23 protein-coding genes are annotated in these 23,951 nt (G+C 73.0%); 14 read left to right on the plus strand and 9 right to left on the minus strand.

Features of this window, described 5'->3' with window-relative positions:
- Positions 1–706, minus strand: a 706-nt coding sequence (locus tag VQ02_RS19550; protein WP_048445887.1) for an MFS transporter, incomplete at its 3' end; no start/stop codon positions are given.
- Positions 707–1,043: 337 nt separating this feature from the next.
- Here VQ02_RS19550 and VQ02_RS19555 point away from each other — a divergent pair.
- The 3 genes from VQ02_RS19555 to VQ02_RS19565 all read left to right on the plus strand — a co-directional run bounded on the left by VQ02_RS19555 (position 1,044) and on the right by VQ02_RS19565 (position 3,023).
- Positions 1,044–2,063 carry an aldo/keto reductase gene (locus tag VQ02_RS19555; RefSeq protein WP_048445888.1) on the plus strand — a complete coding sequence of 340 codons (1,020 nt, stop codon included), beginning with the start codon at positions 1,044–1,046 and terminating at the stop codon, positions 2,061–2,063.
- Positions 2,064–2,231: 168 nt separating this feature from the next.
- On the plus strand, positions 2,232–2,627 hold the full coding sequence (locus tag VQ02_RS19560) for an SWIB/MDM2 domain-containing protein (RefSeq protein ID WP_048445889.1): 396 nt from the start codon (positions 2,232–2,234) through the stop codon (positions 2,625–2,627).
- 216 nt (positions 2,628–2,843) lie between these two features.
- Positions 2,844–3,023 carry a hypothetical protein gene (locus VQ02_RS19565; RefSeq protein ID WP_048445890.1) on the plus strand — a complete coding sequence of 60 codons (180 nt, stop codon included), beginning with the start codon at positions 2,844–2,846 and terminating at the stop codon, positions 3,021–3,023.
- Positions 3,024–3,029: 6 nt separating this feature from the next.
- Here VQ02_RS19565 and VQ02_RS19570 read toward each other — a convergent pair whose 3' ends face one another.
- The 4 genes from VQ02_RS19570 to VQ02_RS19585 form a co-directional block, all read right to left on the minus strand.
- Positions 3,030–4,403 (minus strand): MFS transporter, encoded by a 1,374-nt coding sequence (locus VQ02_RS19570; protein ID WP_048445891.1) that lies wholly within the window; start codon positions 4,401–4,403, stop codon positions 3,030–3,032.
- Positions 4,404–4,516: 113 nt separating this feature from the next.
- On the minus strand, positions 4,517–5,671 hold the full coding sequence (locus VQ02_RS19575) for a glycosyltransferase family 4 protein (RefSeq protein ID WP_048445892.1): 1,155 nt from the start codon (positions 5,669–5,671) through the stop codon (positions 4,517–4,519).
- Positions 5,672–5,676: 5 nt separating this feature from the next.
- Positions 5,677–6,708 (minus strand): glycoside hydrolase family 5 protein, encoded by a 1,032-nt coding sequence (locus VQ02_RS19580; protein ID WP_053080448.1) that lies wholly within the window; start codon positions 6,706–6,708, stop codon positions 5,677–5,679.
- A 1-nt stretch (position 6,709) separates the two neighbouring features.
- Positions 6,710–8,059, minus strand: a complete 1,350-nt coding sequence (locus VQ02_RS19585) for a lipopolysaccharide biosynthesis protein (protein ID WP_048445893.1) — start codon at positions 8,057–8,059, stop codon at positions 6,710–6,712.
- Positions 8,060–8,429: 370 nt separating this feature from the next.
- Here VQ02_RS19585 and VQ02_RS19590 point away from each other — a divergent pair, with 370 nt between their 5' ends.
- The 4 genes from VQ02_RS19590 to VQ02_RS19605 all read left to right on the plus strand — a co-directional run bounded on the left by VQ02_RS19590 (position 8,430) and on the right by VQ02_RS19605 (position 13,096).
- Entirely contained in the window at positions 8,430–9,239 is an 810-nt protein-coding gene (locus tag VQ02_RS19590) for a WecB/TagA/CpsF family glycosyltransferase (RefSeq protein WP_048445894.1), read from the plus strand.
- Between the two features lie 74 nt (positions 9,240–9,313).
- Positions 9,314–11,116 (plus strand): alpha/beta fold hydrolase, encoded by a 1,803-nt coding sequence (locus tag VQ02_RS19595; RefSeq protein WP_063838496.1) that lies wholly within the window; start codon positions 9,314–9,316, stop codon positions 11,114–11,116.
- Between the two features lie 41 nt (positions 11,117–11,157).
- Positions 11,158–12,057, plus strand: a complete 900-nt coding sequence (locus VQ02_RS19600) for a glycosyltransferase family 2 protein (RefSeq protein ID WP_048445895.1) — start codon at positions 11,158–11,160, stop codon at positions 12,055–12,057.
- Positions 12,058–12,163: 106 nt separating this feature from the next.
- Complete coding sequence (locus VQ02_RS19605) at positions 12,164–13,096, plus strand: alginate O-acetyltransferase AlgX-related protein (RefSeq protein ID WP_048445896.1); 933 nt, start codon at positions 12,164–12,166, stop codon at positions 13,094–13,096.
- Positions 13,097–13,153: 57 nt separating this feature from the next.
- On the opposite strand, the gene VQ02_RS19610 is transcribed toward VQ02_RS19605, so the two are convergent.
- Complete coding sequence (locus VQ02_RS19610) at positions 13,154–13,975, minus strand: class I SAM-dependent methyltransferase (protein WP_053080449.1); 822 nt, start codon at positions 13,973–13,975, stop codon at positions 13,154–13,156.
- Positions 13,976–14,135: 160 nt separating this feature from the next.
- Between VQ02_RS19610 and VQ02_RS19615 the strand changes: the two genes are divergently transcribed.
- Both VQ02_RS19615 and VQ02_RS19620 read left to right on the plus strand, forming a co-directional pair.
- Positions 14,136–15,521, plus strand: a complete 1,386-nt coding sequence (locus tag VQ02_RS19615; protein ID WP_048445897.1) for an MATE family efflux transporter — start codon at positions 14,136–14,138, stop codon at positions 15,519–15,521.
- A gap of 3 nt (positions 15,522–15,524) precedes the next feature.
- Positions 15,525–15,980, plus strand: coding sequence for a MaoC family dehydratase (locus VQ02_RS19620; RefSeq protein WP_048445898.1), 456 nt, complete (start codon positions 15,525–15,527; stop codon positions 15,978–15,980).
- A 9-nt stretch (positions 15,981–15,989) separates the two neighbouring features.
- On the opposite strand, the gene VQ02_RS19625 is transcribed toward VQ02_RS19620, so the two are convergent.
- Positions 15,990–16,544 (minus strand): sugar O-acetyltransferase, encoded by a 555-nt coding sequence (locus tag VQ02_RS19625; RefSeq protein WP_157080714.1) that lies wholly within the window; start codon positions 16,542–16,544, stop codon positions 15,990–15,992.
- A 90-nt stretch (positions 16,545–16,634) separates the two neighbouring features.
- On the opposite strand from VQ02_RS19625, the gene VQ02_RS19630 reads away from it, so the two are divergent.
- Together VQ02_RS19630 and htpG are read left to right on the plus strand one after the other, a co-directional pair.
- Complete coding sequence (locus VQ02_RS19630; RefSeq protein ID WP_245239792.1) at positions 16,635–17,201, plus strand: TetR/AcrR family transcriptional regulator; 567 nt, start codon at positions 16,635–16,637, stop codon at positions 17,199–17,201.
- A 93-nt stretch (positions 17,202–17,294) separates the two neighbouring features.
- Positions 17,295–19,127, plus strand: a complete 1,833-nt coding sequence (gene htpG, locus VQ02_RS19635; RefSeq protein WP_048445900.1) for a molecular chaperone HtpG — start codon at positions 17,295–17,297, stop codon at positions 19,125–19,127.
- A 146-nt stretch (positions 19,128–19,273) separates the two neighbouring features.
- Here the strand turns inward: htpG and VQ02_RS37315 are convergent, their stop codons facing one another.
- Both VQ02_RS37315 and VQ02_RS19640 read right to left on the minus strand, forming a co-directional pair.
- Positions 19,274–19,426: a hypothetical protein gene (locus VQ02_RS37315; RefSeq protein ID WP_157080713.1), complete on the minus strand. Its 153-nt coding sequence runs from the start codon at positions 19,424–19,426 to the stop codon at positions 19,274–19,276.
- A 228-nt stretch (positions 19,427–19,654) separates the two neighbouring features.
- Positions 19,655–21,925 (minus strand): lytic transglycosylase domain-containing protein, encoded by a 2,271-nt coding sequence (locus VQ02_RS19640; protein ID WP_048445901.1) that lies wholly within the window; start codon positions 21,923–21,925, stop codon positions 19,655–19,657.
- A 244-nt stretch (positions 21,926–22,169) separates the two neighbouring features.
- Here VQ02_RS19640 and dapA point away from each other — a divergent pair, with 244 nt between their 5' ends.
- The 3 genes from dapA (at position 22,170) to VQ02_RS38285 (ending at position 23,933) form a co-directional block, all read left to right on the plus strand.
- Positions 22,170–23,072 (plus strand): 4-hydroxy-tetrahydrodipicolinate synthase, encoded by a 903-nt coding sequence (gene dapA / locus VQ02_RS19645; protein ID WP_048445902.1) that lies wholly within the window; start codon positions 22,170–22,172, stop codon positions 23,070–23,072.
- Positions 23,073–23,151: 79 nt separating this feature from the next.
- Complete coding sequence (smpB, locus tag VQ02_RS19650; protein ID WP_048445903.1) at positions 23,152–23,625, plus strand: SsrA-binding protein SmpB; 474 nt, start codon at positions 23,152–23,154, stop codon at positions 23,623–23,625.
- Positions 23,626–23,756: 131 nt separating this feature from the next.
- Positions 23,757–23,933, plus strand: a complete 177-nt coding sequence (locus VQ02_RS38285; protein WP_167350772.1) for a hypothetical protein — start codon at positions 23,757–23,759, stop codon at positions 23,931–23,933.
- Positions 23,934–23,951: the final 18 nt, after the last annotated feature.

Raw genomic sequence — 23,951 nt, forward strand, 5'->3', positions numbered from 1 at the left:
GCGCGAGGCCGGCCTCGCGCCAGCGGATGACCGCGAAGGCGTCGTGCACGGCGTGGCTGCCGATCACCAGGGCGGCCACCGCGACGAGGCGGCGGAACCGGGCCGAGCGCAGCAGGACCCGGGCGCCCGCCCGTTCGGGCCCCTGGGCGGCGGGGCGGGCCGCACCCGGCAGGCGCGCGCTGGCCCCGGCGAGCACCAGGAACGCGGCCGCCCCCGCCGCCGGCAGGGCGGCGAGGCCGACGAGCGCCACCACCTGGCCGGCCGCCAGGGTGCCGGCGATGAAGGCCGCCGAGCCCGCGCCCCGCACGGTGCCGTAGGCAAAGCGGGACGCCGCGGCGGCCGGCAGCGCCAGGGCGTCGGCGAGCGGGGCCAGGGGGGCCGTTGCGGCGGCGTGGGCGATGCCGGCGAGCATCAGCCCCGCGAAGGCGTGGCCGGCGAGGTACAGCAGGGCGCTCGCGGCGGAGAGGGCCGCGCAGGCCACGAGCACGCCGCGGCCGGCCCCGAGCCGGTCGGCGATCCGGCCAGCCAGGGGGCCGGCGGCGAGGCGGATGCCGGTGCCGGCGGCGAGGACGAGGCCGACCTCGGTCGAGGAGAGCCCGCGCTCGGCGAGGAGCGCGGGCAGGAACGGCGTGGTGAGGCCGTAACCGGCGTAGAGCGCGGCGTAGACGAGGAGGAAGCGCGGTAGCGCGCCCGAGCCGAACGGCATCGCGCAATCCACCTCGCTCCGCCTTCCGTCCGCGGCGGACGGAGCGGAGCGCGGGTCCGCGCCCGCCCGGTCAGAGGAGGCCGGCGCCGGGCGGGTGGTCCCGCTGCGGCTCGCTGGTCACGATGGCCCCGAGCACGAGGACGATAGCGCCGGCGGCGCAGAAGGCGAGGGAGAGAGCGGCGATGATCATGGGCGTGAGCTTCGCGACTCCGTGCTTAACGCGAGCTTGCCGAACAGGGTGAACGGAGGGAAAACCCCGGCATCCACAACGCGAATGCGGGCGGGTGCGGACACGCCGCCACGGCCACGCAAACGCCATCATCGCGGGAGGAACGCCTTGAAGTACCGCACGCTCGGCCGGTCCGGCCTGAAGGTCTCGCCCCTCTGCCTCGGCACCATGATGTTCGGCGGGCCGACGCCCGACGGCGAGGCGGAGCGCATCGTCGCCGACGCCCGCGAGCGGGGGATCAACTTCATCGACACCGCGGACGCCTACACCGAGGGGCGCTCGGAGGAGGTGGTGGGCCGGGCCATCGCCCGGGACCGCGACGCCTGGGTGCTCGCCACCAAGGTGGCGAACCCGATGGGGACGGGGCCGAACGACCGCGGCCTGTCGCGCGCCCACATCGTCCAGGCCTGCGAGGCGAGCCTGCGGCGCCTGAACACCGACCGGATCGACCTCTACTACCTGCACAAGGAGGATCACGAGACGCCGCTGCCTGAGACCGTGCGGGCGATGGCCGACCTAATCCGGGCCGGCAAGGTGCGCTACTTCGGGGTCTCCAACCACCGCGCCTGGCGGGTGGCGGAGATCTGCCGCCTGTGCGACGAGCACGGCATCGACCGGCCGGCGGCGAGCCAGCCCTACTACAACGCCCTCAACCGGATGCCGGAGGTCGAGCACCTGCCGGCCTGCGCCCATTACGGCCTCGGCGTCGTGCCCTACTCGCCGCTCGCCCGCGGGGTGCTGACTGCGAAGTACCGCCCCGGCGAGGCGCCGCCCGAGGGCACCCGCGCCGGGCGCGGCGACACCCGGATGATGCAGACCGAGTGGCGGCCCGAGAGCCTGCGCATCGCCGAGGAACTGAAGGCGCACGCGGAGGCCAGGGGCGCCTCGGTGATCGACTTCGCCCTCGCCTGGGTGCTCAACAACCGCGCCGTCACCGCGGTGATCGCCGGACCCCGGACCTTCGACCAGTGGCAGGCCTACGCCCAGGCCCTCGCCTACCGCTTCACCCCGGAGGACGAGGCCCTGGTCGACCGCCTGGTGCCGGCGGGCCACCCCTCGACGCCGGGCTACAGCGACCCGGCCTATCCGCTCGAGGGCCGCACCACCTGGACGGCGGCCCTCGACTGAGCCACGCTCCCTCGTGTCAGGCTAACAGCGCATCCGATGTGGATGACGCCGGTCGGAGAGCGGATTTCCTCTTGGAACGCGCCGCGCACGGCTTAGTTGTTGACGCTATGTGCCCAGGCATGTCCACTGTTCGACCCTGGGAGACGGGTTGCAGACCGGAGGAGACCGATGGCGACCAAGACCACCAAGAAGGCCGAGACGAAGGCCGAGCCCGAAGCCGCCGCGAAGCCCGCCCCCAAGGCGGCGGCCAAGGAGACTGCGAAGGACGAGGGCAAGGACGCCGGCAAGGGCAAGAAGGTCGCGGCGCCGAAGTCCGGCGACAAGCCGAACGCCCTCCAGAAGCCCCTGCAGCCGACCCCCGAGCTCGGCGCCATCGTGGGCGACAAACCGATCCCGCGCGGCGAGGTGGTGAGCAAGGTCTGGGATTACATCCGCAAGAACTCGCTCCAGAACCCCGAGAACAAGCGCGAGATCCTGGCCGACGACAAGCTCAAGAAGGTCTTCGGCAAGGACAAGGCGACGATGTTCGAGATGAACAAGTATCTCGCCCAGCACCTGAAGTAAGGCGGCCGGCCTCCTCCCGTCTTGCCCCGCCGGATGGCCGCCTTCGCGCGGCCGTCCGTCCCTGCGGCTCGGGTGCCGGGCGCCACGCCGCGGGCTTCGAGGCGGGAAGCGGCCGGGGCCGACGCGGGCGCGCGGCGAGAACGGGCCTGCGGCCTTCTCCGTGGATGGACGCGCATCGCCGGCCCCGCGGTCGGCCGTTCTTCGCCGGATGATCCGATGCCCACCCCCGATCCGGACGATGCGGGCCGGCGGCGTGCGCTGGCGGCGATCCCGTTCCTGGCCGTCCTCGTCATCGGCGGCGTCTGGCTGGCGAATACGCTGCGCCGCGAATCGGCGCGCGAGGATTGCCTTCTGAGCGGCCGCCGGGACTGCGCCACGAACCCGGCCGATCCGTGAGCCCCGTCAGCGCCGCACCCTGAGCCCGCTCGCGACCGCGCCGGCGAGCGCCAGGCCGCTCGCCAGCCATAGGACCGTCACGGTCCCGCCGGTGTGCAGGTAGCCGAAGATCACCGCCACCACGGCGGCCCCGAGGGACTGGCCGAGGAGCCGGGCGGTCGATTGCATCCCGCTCGCGCCGCCGCTGCGCTCCCGCGGCGCGCTCGTGATGATGACCTTGTTGTTGGGTGACTGGAACAGCCCGAAGCCGAGGCCGCACAGGGTCAGCCGCCAGGTGATCGCCGCGGCTGAGGCGTCCGGCGGCAGGGTCGCCATCAGGGCGAGGCCGCAGGACAGGGCGACGAGGCCGATGCCGCCGAGAAGCCCCGGCGGGTAGCGGTCGGCGAGGCGCCCGGCGAAGGGGGCGACCACCGCGATCGCGATCGGCCAGGGCGTCATCAGCACCCCGGTCTGGGTGCCCGAGAGGTGCAGCACGTCCTGGAAGTAGAACGGCAGGGCGACGTAGGCCATCATCTGGGCCGAGAACGAGCAGACCGAGCTCACCATCGACAGCGCGAAGACCGGGATGCGCAGGAGGTCGATCGGCAGGAGCGGCGCCGGCAGGCGGGCCTGCATCCACACGAAGGCGACGCCGACGGCTCCCGCCGCCGCCAGGACGGCGAGCGCCGTGCCGCTCCGGCCCGGCTCCCCGAGCCCGTCGACGCCGGTGATCAGCAGGCAGAAGAACAGGGCGTTGAGGAGCGCGCTCAGGCCGTCGAAGCGGGCGCCGCTGCGGGGCGTCACCGGCAGCGTCCGGGTGGCGAGGGTGAGGGCGGCGAGGCCGAGCGGCACGTTGACGAGGAACAGCCAGGGCCAGCTCGCCACCGACAGGACCGCCGCCGCGACGCTCGGGCCCGCCGCCGAGGCGATCGCCACGATGAGCGCCATGGTGCCGACGCCGCGCCCGATCATCCGGTGCGGATAGATGAAGCGCACGAGCGCGATGTTGACGCTCATGATCCCGGCCGCGCCGAGGCCCTGGACGATGCGGGCCGCGACCAGCATCGGCAGGGAGCCGGCGAAGGCGCAGGCGAGGGAGGCGGCGGTGAACAGCGCGAGGCCGGTGCAGTAGACCCGCTTGTAGCCCAGGATGTCGCCCAGCGAGGCCAGGGGCAGCAGCGCCGCCGTGACGGCGAGCTGGTAGCCGTTGGTGACGAAGATCGCGGCGCCCGGCGAGACCTGGAGGTCCTTGGCCATCACCGGCAGGGCGACGTTGACGATGGCGCCGTCGAGCACCGCCATGCTCATGGCGATGCCGATCGCCAGCATCGCCCACAGCCTCTCCCCGCTCGGCAGGCCGTCGGCCGCCTCCGCCGCCACCGGCCCTGCCGCTCCCGTCATCCGTCCCGCGCTCCTCGGGCCGTGGCGCCCGCGACGGTGACCTAACCCAAAGCCGCGCCCATCGCACCTGCCCGGGCTTCATCCCGGGCCTGCGCCCGGGGCGGGTTCGCGCCTCAGGCCGCCGAGGCGGTCAGCCCGTGCCCGGTTTCGGCCAGGGCGCCCTCGTAGACCGCGACGTAGCGCGCCGCGATCGTCGACCAGCGATAGTCGGAGAGGTCCTCGGCACCCCGCGCGATCTCCCCGTTCTCCAGCTGCGCGTAGGCGCTCCGGATCGCCCCGGCGGCGGCCTCGGCGTCGGAGAAGTCGCACAGGGCGATCGAGGGATGGCGCTGCGCCAGCCACGCGAAGGCGTCGTTGGGATGCGCCACCGGGACGAGGCCGGCGCTCAGCGCCTCGATCAGCGCGATGCCGAACCCTTCGTACTGCGAGGCCGAGACGAACAGGCTCGACTGCCCGATCAGGTCGCGGATCGCCGGCACGTCGAGCCCGGTATGGAGCGTGACCGCGCCGGTGAGGCCCATCCGGTCGATCTCGGCGGTCAGCGCCTCGGCGCTGACGTCGGAGGGCACTCCGACGATCCGCAGCCGCCATCCGGCACCGTCGGCGTTGAGCGCCCGCAGGGTCGCGAGCAGGCGGTCGAGGCGCTTGTTGTGGGCGAAGCGGCCGATCGTCAGGAGGGCCCGGCGCGGCTCCGCCGACGCGGCGCCGGCGAACTTCTCGAGGTCGACCCCGTTCTGGATCACCTCGACGCCGTCCGGCGTGATGCCTTCGAACATCCGGGCGTCGCTCTCGCTGCAGGCGACGATCTCCGCGTAGCCGCGCACGCTCAGCCGGGTCGGGCCCTCGAACCAGAGCTTCTTCAGGCGCGAATGCGCGCTCGTGTGGAAGAAGCCGCCATGGGTCGTCGCCACCATCGGCCGGCGGTGGAGGGGCCTGGCCAGGGCGAAGGCGTCGAAGAAGAAGTCGATGGCGTGGACGTGGACGATGTCGGCGTCGCCGAGGTGCCGGAACGCCGAGGGCGCGATCGGGTAGCGGTGCGAGCCGAAGAACGGGATGCGCTCGATGTCGATCCCCTCCAGGCGCTCGCGCGCCGGCAGCCGCCGGTCCGGCTGCGAGAACAGGCGGTCGAGGGTGAGCACGCGGACGCCGTGGCCGAGGCGCGCCTGCTCGCGGGCGAGGTTGGCGACGAAATCCTCGAGCCCGCCGCGGTTGGGCAGGAACTGGCGGACGACGTGCAGGATCGAGAGCGGCGCGGCGGGGGTCGTCATGGTTCTCACGGCTCGCAGACGGGTTTGGCCCGGGCGGCGGCCTGGACCGCGGCCACGACCGGGGCGTTGGCGCCGGCGGGGTCGAGCTTCAGGGGGTAGTCCGGCGCCCACAGGTCGCCGGCGGCCCAGGCGGTCCAGCCGACCCACTGCTTCGGGTTCGCGTTGACGTGGGCGAGCACCGCCGCCAGCCGCTCCGGGCAGCCCCGGCGGCCCGGGACGCCGATCTCGCCGAGGAAGGCGCGGTGGCCGTTCTGCGCCAGCCAGCCGGTGAGCCGCTCCACCGCCTCCAGGGCGTCGGCGCCGCGGCTGCACTCGGCGCGGGTGCCGGAATAGTCCGCGTCGAGGTACTGGTGGACCTCGTAGGCGAAGTTCCGCCCCGGATCGGCGACGCCCAGCATGATCGCGGCGTTGTTGCCGGTGGGCAGGTCGGCGGTCCAGCTATGCGCCCCGGTCCAGCCCGAGCCCGGCACCAGCACCAGCTGCGTCGCCCCGGTCTCCCGGATCGCCGCGATGGCCGCGTTGGCGGCGGTGAGCCAGCGGGCGGCCGGGATGTCGTGCGGCTCGTTCATCAGGCCGAACACCACGGAGGCGTCGCCGCGGAAATGCCGCGCCAGGCGCCGCCAGACATCCGCGAAGGCCTCGGGCGTCACCAGCTCGGTGTCGATGCGCGCCTTGCCGTAATAGGCGTAGTTGTGCAGGTCGATCACCGTGCGCATCCCGGCCTGGGTCGCGGCCGAGACCGCCGCCTCGAGGCGGCCGAGCTCGTCCGGGTCGAGGGGCTGGCGCAGGCTCGGCTGCAGGCGCTCCCAGCGGATCGGCAGCCGCATCGCCGTGAGCCCTAGGCCCGCGAAGCGGCTGATCGTCGGCGCGGACGGATAGAGGTAGTCGAAGCCGTAGCGTCCCGGCACGGTGCCGAACTCGGCCCCGCTGAGGTTGACGCCGCGCAGGCAGAGGGGCGCCGCCGCGGCGGGCGCGAGGGGCAGGGCCAGCGCGAGGCAGGAGAGCGCGCGGCCGGCGAGGACGAGGACGAGGCGCATCTCACTCCGCCGGGTGCGGTGTGGCGGTCGCCGGACCCCAGGCCCGGCGGGTGAAGAAGGCGGTGGCCCGGCTGTCGACGTTCCAGTTCGCCCGCACCCAGCGGGCGAGGACCAGGTTGACGACGACCGTCCAGGTCACGTTCGCCACCGCGACGCCGAGGATGCCGAACGGCACCGCGACGAGGCACAGCAGGACCGCGTAGATCGAGAACAGGACCGCGTTGCAGATCAGGATGTAGCGCTCGCCGCCGCCGATCGTCAGGAGCGAGGGGCCCGGCCCGAAGAACGCCGACGTGACCGAGGACAGGGTGAGCACCATCAGCACGTCGGTGTGGGCGGCGAAGTCCGGCTTGAACAGGGTCAGCGCGAAAGGAGCGCCCACGGCCATCACCAGGGCTCCCGTCGACGAGATCGCGAAGCTCGCGAGCGACAGCCGGCCGACCAGGCGCTGGGCGCCCTCGCGGTCGCGGGCCTGGAAATGGCTCGCGATCATCGGCATGCTGACGGTGTCGATCGCCGCGCTCGGCAGGTTGACGAGCGTGGCGTAGCGCAGGGCCACGAAGTAGAACGCCGCCTGCTCCATGCCGAGCATCGTCCCCACGATCACGGTCTCGAGATAGGCCGTCACGGCCACCATCACGTTGTTGGCCGAGAACAGCAGGCTCTCGCCGCGCCAGCCCGGCGCCTTGTCCGGGTGGCGGAAGCCGCCCCGCCAGGCGTCCCAGCCGTGATGCCCGGCGAGGTGGCGGATCTGGTAGAGCGTCATCGCGAGCAGCAGCCCCAGCACGATCGTCATCGCGGCGGTGGCGCCCTGCAGGAGGCCGGCGAGCGCCGCGCCCCAGAGCAGCACCGAGCAGGCGCCGCGCCAGACGACCTCCCTCGGCAGCAGCGCGAGCCAGATGCGGCCGTGGATGCGGAAGTAGCTCTGCAGGTACTCGCTCAGCGCGAACACCGCCGCGAAGGCGAAGGCGAGGTGGAGCCGGTCGTAGGGCTCGGGCAGGACGGTCTCGGCGAAGAACAGCACCCCGCTCGCCGACAGCATCAGGGCGATCGCGATCGAGAGCCAGCCGAGATTGTAGCGCACCAGCGCGTCGTTGAACGGCGCGGCGCCGTCCTGCGCGCGGTAATGCTTCAGCACCAGGTTCTGCTGGCCGAACACCGCGATCAGCCCGAGCCCGCTGCCGACCGAGAACAGGAAGACGTAGACGCCGTACTCGTAGGTGGTGAGCAGCCGGCTCGCGACCAGGAGCAGCACGAAGCCGAGCACCGCGCTCGCGATCCGGGCGACGAAGGCCGAGGCGAATTGCTGGGAGCGGGCCGACCGGCGAAGCCGTGCGACGAGTGTCAGCATCGTGTGCGTCGCCTCTCGATGATCCCGGATCCCGCGGCCTTGAGCGAGCGGCGCCGGATCGCCCCTTCGTCCGGGTTAGCAGCGATCCCCTATCGGGTCTTTAACGCGATCGCACGGACCTGAGGCGATCGAAGCCAAAACATCGCCGCTGCCGGATTAAGACGACAAGCTTAGCCATTCGTCACGGCCGCGATACGTCTCGTCCATGATCGGCCAAAGGTCGCGTTAACCCTGCGCTGAATTAAGGCTGCATCTCCACCGGGAGGGGACGCATTCACTTTGCGTGGGGCAGGACACGCCGGTACTTCTTCACCGATCCCGGCGATGGTCTTGCCTCGACACGGATCATCCCATTTCTCGGAAGCGTCCCATGCCTGACCGCGCCCTCCCCACGGCGTCCGGAGCTGCGAGCGTCGACCGGCTCGAGCTCGAGGGCGTCTGCGTCGCCGACATCACCCGCGACGAGATCTTCTCGCGCCTGCGCGACGCGCTCGACCGGCGCACCCAGCTGAGCCTCGGGTTCTGCAACGCCAACATGCTGCTGAAGGCTTTGTGCACGCCGTCCTACGCGGCGGCCCTGCGCGGCTTCCTGCTCGTCAGCGACGGTCTGGGCATCGACCTGTGCTCGGCCCTGTTCCGCGGCCGCTTCTTCCGCCAGAACCTCAACGGCACCGACCTGATTCCGGCCTTCCTCGCCGCCGAGACCGCGCCGCGCACGCTGTTCCTGCTCGGGGCCAAGCCCGGCATCGCCGAGGCGGCGGCCCGCAACCTGACGCTGCTCTATCCCCAGCACCGCGTCGTCGGCGTCCGGCACGGCTACTTCGCGGCCGCGGAGACCGCCGAGGTCGTGGCGGCGATCAACGCGGCCTCGCCGGACATCCTGCTCGTCGCCCTCGGCAACCCGGGCCAGGAGACGTTCATCGCCGAGCAGGCGCACCGGCTCGACGCGCGCGTCCTGATGGGGGTCGGCGCGCTCCTCGACTACGCCGCCGGCGCGGCGACCCGTGCTCCCGCGGCCTTCCGCCTCGTGCGGCTCGAGTGGCTGTTCCGTCTCTTGCGGGAGCCGCGCCGGCTCGGGCGCCGCTACACCGTCGATATCGTGCTCTTCGTCGTCATGATCCTCCGGCTGCGGCTGGCGGGCCCGGCGCGGAGCCGTCCGGTCGGCGTCGCCCGGTCGTGAAGCCCCGAGAGTTCAGCCGCGGCGGACCGGCGCGAGCCGGGATCCGCGTCGACGAGGAAGAAGGAGTTGCGCGGATGCTGACCGATGGCGCGAGCCCGCCGCCTGCCGCGACGGAGCCGGTCCCGGTCGCCCTCGGCGACGCGCTCGGCTGGTACAGCCCGGGCCCGCGCCGGCGCGGCGTGCTGCTCTGCGGCACCTACGGCTTCGAGCAGTGGTGCGCCTACCGCTCCTGGCGCGAGCTCGCGGCGATGACCGCCGCGGCCGGCTGCCCGACCCTGCGCTTCGACTACCCGGGCCAGGGCGATTCCCGCGACCCGGCGGACGGCGAGATCCCCGCCTCCCTGGAGGCGATCCGGGCCGGCATCGCCTTCCTGCGCGAGCGGGCGGGGGCGCAGGAGGTCGTCGTCGTGGGCCTGCGCCTTGGCGGCACGCTCGCCGCCCTCGCGGCGGCGGGGGAGGGCGTCGACCGCCTGGTGCTGCTCAGCCCTTTCACCACCGGCAAGGCCTACCGGCGCGAGATGGCGATGCAGTCGCGGCTGATCGACGTGATGCCCGACCGCACGCCGATGCCGCAGGAGCCCGACTCGCTGATGGTCGGCAGCTTCCTCCTCGGGCCGCGGACCCTCGCCGATCTGGGCCGGATCGACCTGATGGCCGAAGCGCGTGCCCCGGCGCCGCGGATCCTCCTGCTCGGCCCGAAGGTCGAGGCCCTGGCCGAGCGCTACCGGGCCCTCGGCAGCGCGGTCGAGACCGGGCCGTTCCCGGACCTGACGCAGCTCGTCTCCGACCCGCTGTTCTCCCGCACCCCCGACCAGACCTTCGCGGTGGTCCGCGACTTCGCCGTGGCCGAGGCGCCGCCGGCCGCCGATCCCGCGCCCGCCGCCGCCCTGCCGCCCTGCCGCCTCGAGGACGAGGCCTGGAGCGAGGAGGTCTCGCGCTTCGGCGCCGGCCTCGTCGGCATCCTGTGCCGGCCGAAGGGAGAGTGGGGCGGCGACACGGTGCTGGTGGTCAATTCCGGGCGCAATCCCCGGGCGGGGCACGGGCGGCAGACGGCGCGACTCGCCCGGCGGCTCGCCGCCGCCGGCATCGCCTCGTTCCGCTTCGACCTGCGCGGCATCGGCGACAGCCCCGGCCGGCCGGACGGCTCGCTGCCGCTCTACGCGGCGGATTCCGTCGGCGACGTCACGGCGGCCATCGACCATCTCGAGGCCCTGCGGCACCCGCCCGGCGTGGTCCTGGGCAATTGCAGCGGCGCCTACCAGGCCTTCCAGGCCCTCAGCCTCGATCCGCGCCTGCGCGCCGCGGTGCTCATCAACCTGTACTGCTTCGACCTGAAGCCCGGCACCGACGTCGAGACCATGGTGCGGGACACCTTCCGCCACAGCCAGGGCTACATGGCCCGGGCCCGGGAGGGCCGCTTCTGGCGCCGGATCCTCACCGGCGAGATCGGGCTCGCGAAGATCGCCCGCGCGCTCCTGCGCGACGGCGCCGCCCGCCTCGACCGCTGGACCACCCGGATGCCGTGGCGGACGCTTCGCGGCGGCAGCGTCGTCGGCCGGGTGGCGTCCTTGCGCCGCCGCGGGGCCCGGATCTGCATGGTCTACAGCGCCGACGACCTCGGCATCCCGACCGTGCGGGCGCATTTCGGCGCTTCGGACGCGCGGATCGCCCGCCGCCTCGGCTACCCGGTGACGATCCTGGACGGGACCGACCACAACCTGAGCCGGCCCGCCGACCAGGATCGCGTCTTCGCGATCCTGGAGCGGGTCGTGCGCGAGACCGGCCCGGGCAGCCGGCCGAAGGCCGCGACCGAGCCGGCGGCGCAGCGGCCGGCCCGGAACCCGGGCGGCCTGTCCCTCCGGCTCTCCCGGGGCTGACGCTTCCTCGACCGATTCCTCCCGCCCGCGGCGACCCGACGATGAGCCCCACGCCCGACCTGCCCTCCGCCCCGCCGCCGCGCCTCTCCCTGCTGGTCTGCACCCTGGGCCGCTCGGCGCAGCTCGAGCGGCTGTTCGACTCCCTGGTCGCGCAGACCTGCCGGGACTTCGAGGTGGTGCTCGTCGACCAGAACGAGCCCGGCGTGCTCGACCCGATCGTGGCCCGCTACCGCGACCGGCTCGCGATCGACCACGTCCGCTCGCAGCCGGGCCTGTCGCGGGCGCGCAACGTCGGGCTCGCCCGCTGCCGCGGCGACCTGATCGCCTTCCCGGATGACGATTGCTGGTACCCGGACGGTCTCGTCGCCGAGGTGGTGCGGCTGTTCGCGCACCATCCGGAGGCGGCGGCGGTGACCGGGCGCACCCTCGATGCCGGGGGTGCGGAGTCGCTCGGCGCCTTCCTGGCCTTCGACCAGGCGGTCGACCGGCGCAACGTCTGGTTTGCGGGCAACTCGAACGGCCTGTTCGTCCGGCGCGAGGCCGCCCGGGCCATCGGCGGCTTCGACGAGAGCCTCGGGGTCGGCGCCCCGACGCCGTTCCGCTCCGGCGAGGAGACCGATTTCCTCCTGCGCATCCTGGGGCAGGGCAGGGGGGTGATCTTCCGCCACGGCCTCGTCGTCCACCACGACCAAGTCGCCGCCGCCGGCCGGCACAAGCGCGCCGCCGACTACGCCCGCGGCTTCGGCCGGGTGCTGCGCCTGCACCGCTACGGCCTCCTCTACCTCGGCTTCCGCCTCGCCCGCTTCACCGCGAGCGGCGGCCGCGCCCTGCTGCGCCGGGACACGGGCACCGCCCTCGACAAGGCCCTGTGGGCGATCGGCACCGTCTCGGGCTACTGCGCGGCGCGGCCCGCGGGCGGAGGCGTGCCGGCGGGGGAGTAGGGCCGGTCCCGGCGCTCACCTTTATTTTTCCATCCTGCGGTAACAGATCCCCCGCGCGGGTCCGCCGCCCGCCCGTGCGGCGGCGGACCCGCCAGCAGGAGACCGGATGTACCACGCGGGCAAGGACGGCTGGCTCTTCCTCACCGGGGGCACCAACGAGGTCGCGGACCAGTACCGCCGGGCGCGCCCGATGGACCGGGTCCTGCAGCAATGGCGTCGGCAGATCCTGCGGCGCATCCGCCGCTGCCGCGGCCTCGGCGCCCGCTACCTGCATCTGGTCGTGCCCGAGAAGCTCAGCCTCTACGAGGACCGCTTCGACGGCCTGTCCCTCGACCCGCGGCATTCGCCGGCCCGCCGCCTCGGTGCCCTGCTGCGCTGGTCGTGGTACGGGCGCCGCGCCTGGATCGACCTCGTCGGGCCGATGCGGGCGCGGCGCGACGAACTCGCCGAGCGCGGCGGGTCGGCGCTGCACTACCGCACCGACACGCACTGGAACATCCACGGCTGCCTCCTGGCCTACCGGCTGGTGTGCCGGGCCTGCGGCGCCACGCCCCGCACCGACTTCCTCGAGCGGCCGTTCCAGGAATTCGAGGCGGTGCTCGACATCGGCAACAAGCTCGACGAGCCGCCCCTCGAGACCGTGCGCAACTACGACCTCTTCCGCGACGCCGAGCGCGTCGGCGGCGGGACGCTCATCGACGCCTACACGGCCGCCGGCCGCCTCGGCGAGCTGCATGTCGGCGCCCATGCGGTCTACCGCAACCGCTCGCCGGAGGCCGATCCCCGCACCCTGGTTCTGTTCGGCGATTCCTGCGCGAACTTCGCGCCCAACGGCCTGACCGCGATGCTGGCCGAGACGTTTCGCGAGGTCCACTTCATCTGGTCGGCGAATCTCGACTGGGGCTACATCGAGCGGGTGCGCCCGGATCTCGTGCTGTGCGAGCAGGTCGAGCGCTTCCTGCCCCGCGTGCCCGCCGACGACTTCGACCTCGCGGCGGTCGAGGCGGAGAAGCGGGCGGCGCTGGACCCCGCGCCCTGAGGCGAGCGCCGCGGGCCGTCGGGACCGTGCGATCCATCGGCGCCCGGGCGCGGCCGGTCAGCGCCGCCACCTGCGCCAGAACGACGGCGTCTCGCCCTGCGGCCTGAAGCTCACGGCCAGATCGTCCACGACCTGCTCGACCGGGAGGATCGTCAGGTCGGCGCAGAGCCGCTGCAGCTGCTCGATCTCGTTCGGGATCGCGATGTGTTCGTCGATGATGCGGCCGTAGTTCTTCTCCAGCACCGTCGAGGCGGGGTCGAGCTTGCGAACGAAGACGAGCCCGGTCGGAGCGGCATCGGCCAGGACGACGTCCAGGTCGGGCCGGTAATGTTTGAGGATCGGGATGAGCTTCCAGACGTCCCCGGTCCACCAGTTCGCGAATGGCGTGCGTGCGCTCAGCTCCGGAATCAGGGTCGTCTCGCGCATCGCCATCAGCGGATTGAGGGGCAGGCAGTCGTGGATGACGATCGTCGAACCCGGCGCGCACAGCCGCTCGGTATTGTAGAAATCCTTCAGGGCAAACTCGGCGAGATGGAGGCCGTCGATCATCGCCATGTCGACATGGCCGGGACGGAGCGCCGTGCGATCGAATGTCTTGAAAAAATCGTCGCTCTTCATCTGGTAGAGCGACACGTGCGACTTGTTCATCGTGACGTTGGCGCGCAGATCGAACGCAGGATCGACGCCGATCGCGTGCGCGCAGGTGATCCGGCTGAGCAGCGAACCCGTGGACACCCCGATCTCGAGGTAGTTCCTGATCGCGACCCGGCGCGAGAGGTCGGCCAGGACGTCGGCGTAGGGGCGGCCGGAGTGGGTGGGCAGGAGCGGCCGGAGCAAGGCACCGTGGTCGGGCGCGGTCGCGCTGGTCGGCGTCGGCATGGTCGACTCGTTTCTGTCTGGCGCGATGCGGCGAGGGCGCAGCACGGGGGTGGCGGCGGATCGCACGAGGTGCCTTGACGAAATACTTGCATATGCCATCAATGCTCCCCGGCGGGCGACCTTGTGGCGAGCCGAGCCCGATGGGAAGAGGGCAATCCCGATGGACGCGCGCACCCACCGCCTGCTGCACGCCCCGATCGGGCCGACGCTCCTGCGCCTCGCCGTCCCGAACGTCGTCGTGATGCTGGTGCAGGCCCTGGTCGGCCTGATCGAGACCGCCTTCGTGGCCGGGCTCGGCACCGACGCCCTCGCCGGCATGGCCCTGGTCTTCCCGTTGCTGATGCTGGTGCAGATGATCTCCGCCGGCGCCATGGGCGGCGGCATCCTGTCGGCGGTGGCCCGCACCCTCGGGGCCGGGCGGCGGGCGGCGGCGGACGCCCTGCCGTGGTACGCCGCCGCCATCGGCCTCGTCCTCGGCCTCCTGACCACGGTGCTCGACCTCGCCTTCGGGCCGGCGCTCTACCGGGCGATGGGCGGGGAGGGGGCGTCGCTCGAGGCCGCCACCACCTACGGGGGCGTGGTCTTCGCCGGCGCGGTGCTGATCTGGCTGTTCAACGCGCTCGCGGCGGTGATCCGCGGCACCGGCAACATGGCGCTGCCGGCGATCGTCATCAGCGTCGGTGCCGCGATCCTGGTGCCGCTCTCGCCGGCGCTCATCTACGGGTTCGGGCCGGTGCCGGGCCTCGGCATCGCCGGCGGCGGCGTCGCGGTGCTGGCCTACTACGCCGCCGGCACCGCGGTCTTCGTCCATCACCTCTGGGCCGGACGGGGGCTGCTGCGCCCGGCGCCGCGGCCGCCTCGCCTCGCCTGGGCCCCCTTGCGGGACATCCTGCGGATCGGCGCCGTCTCGTCGATCGTCAGCGCCACCACCAACGTGACCATCGCGGCCGCCACCGCCTTCGCGGGGGCCGCCGGACCCGCCGCCGTGGCCGGCTACGGCACCGGGGCGCGGCTCGAATACCTGCTGGTGCCCCTGGTCTTCGGCCTCGGCGCGCCGATCGGCGCCATGGTCGGCACCTGCATCGGCGCCGGCGACCGGGGGCGCGCCTTGCGGGTCGCCTGGATCGGGGCCGCCATCGCGGGGGCGCTGACGGAGAGCATCGGCGTGGCGGCGGCCCTGTGGCCGGCCCCGTTCCTGAGCCTGTTCGGCCACGACCCGCAGATGCTCGCCGTCGGCAGCCGCTACCTCCACCTCGTCGGGCCGTTCTACGGCTTCGCCGGGATCGGGCTCGCGCTCTACTTCGCCTCGCAGGGAGCCGGGCGGGTCGGCTGGCCGCTGGTGGCGGGGCTTTCCCGCATGGCGGTCTCGATCGCGGGCGGCTGGCTCGCCCTCCGGCTCGGCCTCGGGCTCGACGGCGTCTTCCTGGCGCTCGGCCTCGGGCTCGCCGCGCTCGGGCTCATCAATGCCGGCGCGGTCGCGGCCGGGGTCTGGTTTCGCAAGGAGCGGGCGGCGGGGCCGGGCCTCGTCGCGGCCGCAGGGGAGTGAGCGATGACGCGGGAGCTGTACCTCGAGGACCTCGCCCCCGGACAGGTCTACGGCTCGGGCGAGACCCTCGTGAGCGAGGCGGACATCGTCCGCTTCGCGGAAGCCTTCGATCCGCAGGTCTTCCACCTCGACGCCGCCCGGGCGGCCTCCACGTTCTTCGGCGGCCTGGCGGCGAGCGGCTGGCACACCGCCGCGCTGACCATGCGGCTCCTCGTCGAGAGCGACCTGCGGCTCGCCGGCGGCATCATCGGGGCCGGCATGGACGAACTGCGCTGGCCCAAGCCCCTGCGGCCTGGCGACACGATCCGGCTGTCGAGCGAGGTGATCGAGGTGCGCCCCTCCCGCTCGCGGCCGAACCAGGGCCTCGCCAAGGTCCGCACCACGACGCTCAACCAGCACGGCGAGCCGGTGCAGGTGCTCACCGCCAACCTGCTCGTGGTGCGCCGGGCCGAGGGCTGAAGCGCCGCGTCACGCAGGCAGGCGCAGACGCGCCGGGTTGCCGACGGCGATGCCGCCCGCCGGCATGTCGCGGGTGACCACGCTGCCGGCGCCGATGATGGCGTCGTCGCCGATCGTCACCCCCGGCAGGATCATCGCCCCGCCGCCGATCCAGACATTCGCGCCGATCGTCACCGGGCGGCCGAACTCGAGCATCTGCCGGCGCTGGCCCGCGTCGCGCGGGTGGTCCGCGGTCAGGATCTGCACGCCGGGCCCGATCTGCGTCATGTCGCCGATCGTCACCTGCACCACGTCCAGGATGCAGCAGTTGAAGTTGAGGAAGACGCCGCGGCCGAGGCTGATGTTGTAGCCGTAGTCGCAGAAGAAGGGCGGGCGGATGTTGCAGCCCTCGCCGACGCGGGCGAAGGCCTCCGCCAGGAGCGCCTGCCGCTCGGGCTGGCTCAGGGTGCTGGTGGCGTTGTAGCGGCCCATCCATTCCGAGATGCGCCGGTTGTCCGCCGCGAGCTCCGGATCGTCGGCCACGTACAGCTCCCCGGCGAGCATCTTCTGCTTCTGGCCCGTCATGGTCATCGGTCCCCGCTCTCCGCTATCGGTTGCGTGCCTTCGCCGGCCTCGATGCGTACATATGTACGCATCGAGGCCGGAAGCCAACCCGTGACCCACCGCGAGACCCGCTTGCCCGCCGCACCGCGCCGCTACGATCCCGACCGCCGCGCCCGCATCGTGCGGGCGGCCCTCGACGTCGTCGCCGAGCACGGCGTCGCCGGCACGACCCACCGCCGCATCGCCGCGGCGGCCGAAGTGCCCCTCGGCTCGATGACCTACCACTTCGCGAGCCTGGACGAGGTGCTGACCGAGGCGTTCACGCTGCTCGCCGACACGGTGGCGGCCCGGTTCGCGGAGCGGCTCGCCGCCGCCGGGACCGCCGAGGAGGCCCGCGAGGCGGTGGTCGACCTCGTGGTCGGCGCGGCCTGGGCGACGCCCCGCACCATGCTGCTGAGCTACGAGCTCTACGCCTACGCCGCCCGCCAGCCCGCCCTGCGCCGGGTGATGCAGGAGTGGATGGGCAAGAGCCGCGCCGCCCTGGAGCAGCACTTCGCTCCGGACACCGCGCGGGCGCTCGACGCCATGATCGAGGGCCTGACGATCCACCGCTCGGTCGACCCGCGGCCGGCCGGCCGGGACGAGGTCCGGGCGATCGTGGCGCGCCTCGCGGGGTAGCGCGCCGGGGCGGCCCGCTCGCTTGCTTGAAATGCCGGGGCCGACCCCGCATATCGGCCCGCGACGAATTGTTCCTGAGCGGAGCCCAGCGACGTGAGTGAGACCTTGGAGCGGCACAGCTTCGGTGCCGAGGTCGGACGCCTCCTGGACCTCGTGGTCCACGCCCTCTATTCCGAGCGCGAGATCTTCCTGCGCGAGCTCGTCGCCAACGCCGCCGACGCGGTCGACCGGCGCCGCTTCGGCGCCCTGACCGACTCCGCCCTGGCGCTCCCGGCGGACGCCAAGGTGCGCATCCTGCCCGACAAGGCGGCCCGGACCCTGACCATCTCGGATCCCGGGATCGGCATGTCCAAGGACGAGCTGGCGCAGAACCTCGGCACCATCGCCCGCTCCGGCACCCGCGCCTTCAGCCAGTCGCTCGCCGACGCCAAGCCCGAGGAGCGCCCGAGCCTGATCGGCCAGTTCGGCGTCGGCTTCTACTCCGCCTTCATGGTCGCCGACCGGGTCGAGGTCACCTCGCGCAAGGCCGGGTCCGACGAGGCGTGGACCTGGGCCTCCGAGGGGCAGGGCGAGTACACCCTGGCGCCGGCCACCCGGGCCGAGCCCGGCACCGACATCGTCCTGCACATGAAGGCCGATGCCGAGGAGTACCTCGAGAGCCTCCGCCTCGAGACCATCGTGCGCAAGTGGGCCGACCACATCACCGTGCCGGTGGCGCTCGTGCGCGACGGCGAGGAGGTCGCCGGCAACAAGGGCACTGCCCTGTGGCGCAAGCCCAAGTCCGAGGTGAGCGAGGACGAGTACACCGAGTTCTACCGCCAGGTCGCGCACGCCTTCGACAAGCCTTGGGCGACGCTGCACTGGCGGGCGGAGGGCCAGCTCGAGTTCACCGCGCTGCTGTTCGTGCCGGGCATGAAGCCCTTCCTCGCCGTCGAGGAGGAGCGCGAGAGCAAGGTGCGCCTGCACGTGCGCCGGATGTTCATCACCGACGAGGCCGGGCTGCTGCCGTCCTGGCTGCGCTTCGTCCAGGGCGTGGTCGACACCGAGGACCTGCCGCTCAACGTCTCGCGCGAGATGCTGCAGGCCACGCCCGTCCTGGCCCGCATCCGCCGCGCGGTGACGGGCAAGGTGCTGTCCGAGCTCAAGAGCCGGGCGAAGGACGCTGAATCCTACGCCACCTTCTGGCAGGCCTTCGGGCCGGTCCTGAAGGAGGGACTTTGGGAGGACGCGGAGCACCGCCAGGACATCGCCGGCCTCCTGCGCTTCCGCTCCTCCACGACCGAGGGCTGGACCTCGCTCGCCGACTACGTGTCGCGCATGAAGCCGAACCAGGAGGCGATCTACATCCTGGTCGGCGACGACACCGAGGCGCTCAAGCGCTCGGCCCAGATCGAGGGCTTCTCCGCCCGCGGCCTCGAGGTGCTGCTGCTCTCCGACCACGTCGACGCCTTCTGGCCGGAGCGCCTCGACTCTTTCGAGGGCAAGCCGATCCGCAGCATCACGCAAGGGGGCGACGACCTGTCGGCCTTCGAGCCCGAGGTGAGCGAGGCCGATGCGCCGGCCGACCTCGCCGACCTGCTGCCGAAGCTCAAGGAGGCGCTCAAGGACGACGTCTCCGACGTGAAGGCGAGCCAGCGGCTGGTCGACAGCGCGGTGCTGCTCTCCGCTCCGGCCTACGGCCCCGACCTGCAGATGCAGCGCCTGCTGCGCCGGGCCGGCCGCGGCATGGGCGGCGGCCAGCCCGTGCTGGAGCTGAACCCGCGCCATCCGCTGATCCGGCGCATCGCCGAGCGGGCGGCGGCCGGCGAGGATGTCGGCGAGGCGGCGCAGACGCTCGTCGACCTCGCCCACGTCCAGGGCGGCGACCCGCCCCGCGACCCCGTCGCGTTCGCCCGCCGGGTGGCGGCGGCCCTGGCGCAAGGGTGAGGCCTCGGGCCTGACACCGGAGCCGCGGCGGGTCCCCCGCCGCGGAGCGGCAGCGTCGGCCGAGCCCGGCGCTGCCTCGTGCCGTGCGGAGTCCGGAGCGGATCACCCGGACGTTCGCCCGCAGCCTGCTTCTCGCGTGAACCCCGTCACGTCTCCTCGCGGCGCTGCGAGATCACGCGCTCGTAGGACGTGATCAGCGCCTCGGCCTGCGCCTGGCTCAGGTCCGAGACGACGACCTGATCGCCGATGAAGACGGTCCAGAGCCCGTCATAGCTCTGCTCTTTGCGGATCTGCGACAATGCCGCCCCCTGTCCGACCAGCAGGAGAACGCATTCATGCGCGGATCGTGCCAGCGCGGCAGCCCCGACTCTTCGAAGGGGCTGGCTCCCCGATCGGAGGACCTTTCGCAGGGTCCACGCATCCGTGCGTGAACGAGGCGGGGGCGAAGGAAGGAGCCCGGCCCGCGCGAGGCTACCGCGTCGGGGTGACGCCCTCGATGGGGGCGGGACGGCGCGCCCCGGCGGTGCTCAGCGCGCCCCGCGCCGCAGGTCGTCGGCGATCAGGAGCGCGCTGCGCCCGTCCCCGGTCTCCGCCAGGCGCGTGCGGTAGACCTGCAGGTTCTCGGTCACCCGCTGGACGTAGTTGCGGGTCTCGGTGAAGGGGATGCGCTCGACCCAGTCGACCGGGTCGACGTTCGGGGTGCGGGGGTCGCCGTAGGCGTCGATCCACTTCTTCACGTTGCCGCCGCCGGCGTTGTAGGCGGCGAAGGACAGGATGTAGGAGCCGCGCCAATCCTCCATCAGCTCGCCGAGATGGGCATGGCCGAGGCGGGCGTTGTAGGCCGGGTCGCTGGTCAGGCGGTCGGTGTCGAAGGCGGCGCTGACCCGGCGGGCGGTGCGCTGGGCGGTGGCCGGCATCATCTGCATCAGCCCTCTCGCGCCGACGCTGGACTGCGCCCGCGGGTCGAACTGGCTCTCCTGCCGGGCGATGGCGAAGACCATGGCGCGCTCGACCTGCGGCACGGCCGCGGAGGCCTCGTAGGCCGGGATGCCGTTGGTCGGGTAGGCGTGCCGGTCGAGGGGAAGGCCGCGCTGCACGGCGGTCTTGCCGATCGCCACCAGGGCGCGGGGATCCTTGAGCGCCGTCGCGACGTCGCCGAGGGCGTTGAGCTCCGCCGGCTCGGTCAGGCGCTGGGCGAAGTCCATGAACAGCGGCAGCGTCAGCTCCTTGAGGCCCGCGGCGGAGAGCAGGCGCAGGGCCCGCACGGCGTTGCGGTTCTCGAAGGCGGTGCGGGCGGCTTCGTCCAGGATGTTGCAGGGCCGCAGGGCCAGGGAGGACTGGCCGAGCCGCGCCCGGGCGAGCTGGCCGTAATAGGCGATCGGCTGGGCGCTCGCGCGCTCGTAGAAGGCCCGCGACTCGGCGGCTTGGCCCAGGGCCTCGGCGGCGCGGCCCTGCCAGTAGGCTGCCCGCGCCACCGAGATCGGCGTCTCGGCGATGCCGGCTGCGGCGGCGAAGTGCTTCGCCCCGAGGGCGGCGTCGTCGAGGAAGCGCAGGGCGATCCAGCCGGCGTGGAACTCCGCCTCGATGCGCTTCTCGACCGCACGGGCACTGTGGCCGGCGGCGACCGCGTAGGCGGCCTTGGCGTCGCCGGCATCGAGGAGCTTGCGGGCGACGATGCGGCGCTCGATCCACCACTCGTCGGGGTCGGCCAGCACCTCGGGGTTGCGGGGCGCCTGGGCCATCACCGCGGCGGCCTCCGCCGGCTTGTCGAGGCGGCGCAGGTGCTGGGCGCGGGAGAACAGGTAGGAGGAATCCTGGCGCAGGCTCGGCGGCACCGCGTCGAGGGCGGCGCCCGCGTTCGCGGCCTTGGCCTCCACGGCGCGGCGGGCCCGCACCAGGGTGCCGTAGGCCTTGCCGGCGTAGGTGGCGGCGCGGCCCGCGGTCTCCCAGTCCTCCTTCATCAGCGCCCGCTCCATGCGGTAGCGGTGGTCGACCTCGCCGATCACGCCCGGGAAGGCGTCGAGGACCCTGAGTTCCAGGGTGCGGCCGAAATTGTCCTCGCGCCACAGGTCGCGCACCAGGCCGGCGGCGTCCTCGGGCAGCCCGTCGGCCTTGAAGGCGAGGGCGAGGGCGAACTTGCCCGGCGCGCTCTGCGGCCGGCGCGCGGCGAAGTAGGCCCGCACCACGGACGGGGACTTGCGCTGGGAGAGCAGCGCCTCCTCGGCGCGCCGGCGCACCAGGGAGCCCACCGGCCAGTCCGGGTTGTCGCGGATGAACGCCACGGTGCGCTCGAAGCCGATGCCGGCGCCGGCCCGGATCGCCACCCAGTCGAGCAGGGCGCGGGCGGCCGGGTCGGTGAGGCCGTCGCGGATGCGGTCGCCCTCGCTCACCTGGCCGCGCCGGTAGGCCTCGACGGCGCTGCGCAGGGCCGGGGCGTCGACCTCCGTGCCGAGGGCGGGCCGGCCCGGATCGGGCACCGGCGGCACCGGGGCGGAGGGGTTGATCGCCGCGTCCGGGACCGGGAACGGGATCGGCACCTCCGGGTCGGCCGAGGCGTAGGCCGCCGCGCCCACCGGCAGCCGCGTCCCGGCCTCCGCCGCGCCCTGGCGCGGACCGTCCTCGTCGGCCCGCTCGACCGCGCGGGTGGCCGCGGGCAAGGCGGCTGCGGCAGGAACGGCCGCCTCCGGCGGCGGGGCCGCCACCGTCGAGCCGCCGAGGGCCGACAGCGAGGTCAGCACGGCGCCGGACGCCGTGAGGGCGAGGACCGCGAGGCGGCGCCGTCGAGGCGAGAGCAGCATGGTTCCCGTTCCCCTAGAGAGCTCGAAAGACCGGACGCGCCATGGTGGAAGCGTCCCGTTAAGAAGCGATTAACCTTGGTGGCCGGCCGCGCCGGAGCGCGACGGGCCGCCGGAGCGTTTGCGCGAGGCCCGCCGAGCGCCTATGTGTCGGACGCCGGACGGCCGAGGTGGTCCCGACACGGGCCGGCCTCCCAATCAGACATCCCGGGGGCCTTTCCGCCCCGCCCGGGCGAGGAACGCCAGCATGACGTCGACGCAGATCTCGCAGCGCCTGAGGGGCTCGCTCACCGCCCTGGTGACGCCGTTCCGCGACGGCGCCTTCGACGAGCACGCCTTCCGGGCCTTCGTGGCCTGGCAGCTCGAGAACGGCACCCACGGCCTGGTGCCCACCGGTACCACCGGCGAGAGCCCGACCCTCAGCCACGCCGAGCACGACCGGGTGGTCGAGGCCTGCATCGACGAGGCCGCCGGCAAGGTGCCGGTGGTGGCCGGCGCCGGCTCCAATTCCACCGCGGAGGCGGTCGAGCGGGCCCGTCATGCGGAGAAGGCCGGAGCGGACGCGGTGCTCATCGTCACGCCCTACTACAACAAGCCGACCCAGGAAGGGCTGTACCAGCACTTCAAGGCGGTGAACGATGCGGTCGGCATTCCCATCCTGATCTACAACATCCCCGGCCGCTCGGTGATCGACATGAGTGTCGACACCATGAAGCGGCTCTACGAGCTGCCCAACATCGCCGGCGTGAAGGATGCCACCGCCAACGTGGCCCGGGTCAGCCTGCAACGCCAAGCCATGGGTGAAGACTTCGTCCAACTTTCTGGCGAAGATGCGACCGCTTTGGGATTCATGGCGCATGGCGGCCACGGCACCATCTCGGTGACCTCGAACGTGGCGCCGCGCCTGTGCGCCGACTTCCAGGAGGCCTGCCTGTCCGGCGACTATCGCACGGCGCTCGGCCTCCAGGACCGGCTGATGCCGCTCCACACCCACCTCTTCGCCGAGACGAACCCGTCCCCGGCGAAGTACGCGCTCGCCCGTCTCGGCCTGATGCGGGGGGACGTGCGCCTGCCGATGGTGGCCATCGGGGAGGGCACGCGCCGCCTCGTCGACGGGGCGCTTCGCCACGCCGGCCTCACCAACGCCTGATCCACGGCTTAATCCCGCGGGAACCCGGACTCCGGGTTCCCGCCGCCCGCGCGCCTTCAAGGACCTTGCGACCCGCCCGATGGCCAAGAAACCCGAGCCGAAGAACCGCGTCGTCGCCGACAACCGGAAGGCCCGCTTCCACTACGAGATCACCGACACGGTCGAGGCGGGCATCGCGCTGACGGGCACCGAGGTGAAGTCCCTGCGCGGCGGCAAGGCGACGATCGGCGAGGCCTATGCCGGTCCCTCCGGCAACGACCTCATGCTGTTCAACGCCTACATCCCCGAATACCTCGAGGCGAACCGCTTCAACCACGACACCAAGCGGCCCCGCCGCCTGCTGCTGCACCGGCGCCAGATCGACAAGTTCATCGGCGCGACCCAGCGCGAGGGCTACACGGTCGTCCCGCTCAAGATCTACTTCAACGACCGCGGCCGGGCGAAGGTCGAGCTCGGTCTCGGCCGCGGCAAGAAGCTCCACGACAAGCGCGAGACCGCCAAGGAGCGCGACTGGCAGCGCGACAAGGCGCGGCTGATGCGCGACAAGGGCTAAAGGGGGATCTCGGGCCGAGGGCGGATCTCGGGCCGAAGGCCGGTTCCGGCCTCCAAGGCACAACACGCCGCACTTTCACGCACGCCCGCCGCCCCTAGCTCGGGAGGCCTGAGGCCAGCGCGGAGGCGCCGATGTTCGTCGAGGGAGGATGGAAGCCGCCCTGGGAGCCGCCGCCCCGCCCGCCCCGGCTGACCGGGCGCCAGGAGCGGATGCTCGTCTGGATCATCGTCGTGAACGTGCTGCTCTGGTTCATCGCCCCGATCGGCGGCGCGACCCTGATCCAGGCCGCCCTCGCGGTGATGCGGTAGCGGCGGGGGCCCCCCCCC

Source organism: Methylobacterium variabile (genome assembly GCF_001043975.1).
In the GTDB taxonomy this organism is placed as follows: Bacteria; Pseudomonadota; Alphaproteobacteria; order Rhizobiales; family Beijerinckiaceae; genus Methylobacterium; species Methylobacterium variabile.

Coding starts and splice junctions, on each gene's coding strand:
- VQ02_RS19560 (WP_048445889.1), top strand. CDS start 2,232: ATGGCGACCAAGACCACCAAGAAGGCCGAGACGAAGGCCGAGCCCGAA.
- VQ02_RS19565 (WP_048445890.1), top strand. CDS start 2,844: ATGCCCACCCCCGATCCGGACGATGCGGGCCGGCGGCGTGCGCTGGCG.
- VQ02_RS19570 (WP_048445891.1), bottom strand. CDS start 4,403: ATGACGGGAGCGGCAGGGCCGGTGGCGGCGGAGGCGGCCGACGGCCTG.
- VQ02_RS19575 (WP_048445892.1), bottom strand. CDS start 5,671: ATGACGACCCCCGCCGCGCCGCTCTCGATCCTGCACGTCGTCCGCCAG.
- VQ02_RS19580 (WP_053080448.1), bottom strand. CDS start 6,708: ATGCGCCTCGTCCTCGTCCTCGCCGGCCGCGCGCTCTCCTGCCTCGCG.
- VQ02_RS19585 (WP_048445893.1), bottom strand. CDS start 8,059: ATGCTGACACTCGTCGCACGGCTTCGCCGGTCGGCCCGCTCCCAGCAA.
- VQ02_RS19590 (WP_048445894.1), top strand. CDS start 8,430: ATGCCTGACCGCGCCCTCCCCACGGCGTCCGGAGCTGCGAGCGTCGAC.
- VQ02_RS19595 (WP_063838496.1), top strand. CDS start 9,314: ATGCTGACCGATGGCGCGAGCCCGCCGCCTGCCGCGACGGAGCCGGTC.
- VQ02_RS19600 (WP_048445895.1), top strand. CDS start 11,158: ATGAGCCCCACGCCCGACCTGCCCTCCGCCCCGCCGCCGCGCCTCTCC.
- VQ02_RS19605 (WP_048445896.1), top strand. CDS start 12,164: ATGTACCACGCGGGCAAGGACGGCTGGCTCTTCCTCACCGGGGGCACC.
- VQ02_RS19610 (WP_053080449.1), bottom strand. CDS start 13,975: ATGCCGACGCCGACCAGCGCGACCGCGCCCGACCACGGTGCCTTGCTC.
- VQ02_RS19615 (WP_048445897.1), top strand. CDS start 14,136: ATGGACGCGCGCACCCACCGCCTGCTGCACGCCCCGATCGGGCCGACG.
- VQ02_RS19620 (WP_048445898.1), top strand. CDS start 15,525: ATGACGCGGGAGCTGTACCTCGAGGACCTCGCCCCCGGACAGGTCTAC.
- VQ02_RS19625 (WP_157080714.1), bottom strand. CDS start 16,544: ATGACGGGCCAGAAGCAGAAGATGCTCGCCGGGGAGCTGTACGTGGCC.
- VQ02_RS19640 (WP_048445901.1), bottom strand. CDS start 21,925: ATGCTGCTCTCGCCTCGACGGCGCCGCCTCGCGGTCCTCGCCCTCACG.
- dapA (WP_048445902.1), top strand. CDS start 22,170: ATGACGTCGACGCAGATCTCGCAGCGCCTGAGGGGCTCGCTCACCGCC.
- smpB (WP_048445903.1), top strand. CDS start 23,152: ATGGCCAAGAAACCCGAGCCGAAGAACCGCGTCGTCGCCGACAACCGG.
- VQ02_RS38285 (WP_167350772.1), top strand. CDS start 23,757: ATGTTCGTCGAGGGAGGATGGAAGCCGCCCTGGGAGCCGCCGCCCCGC.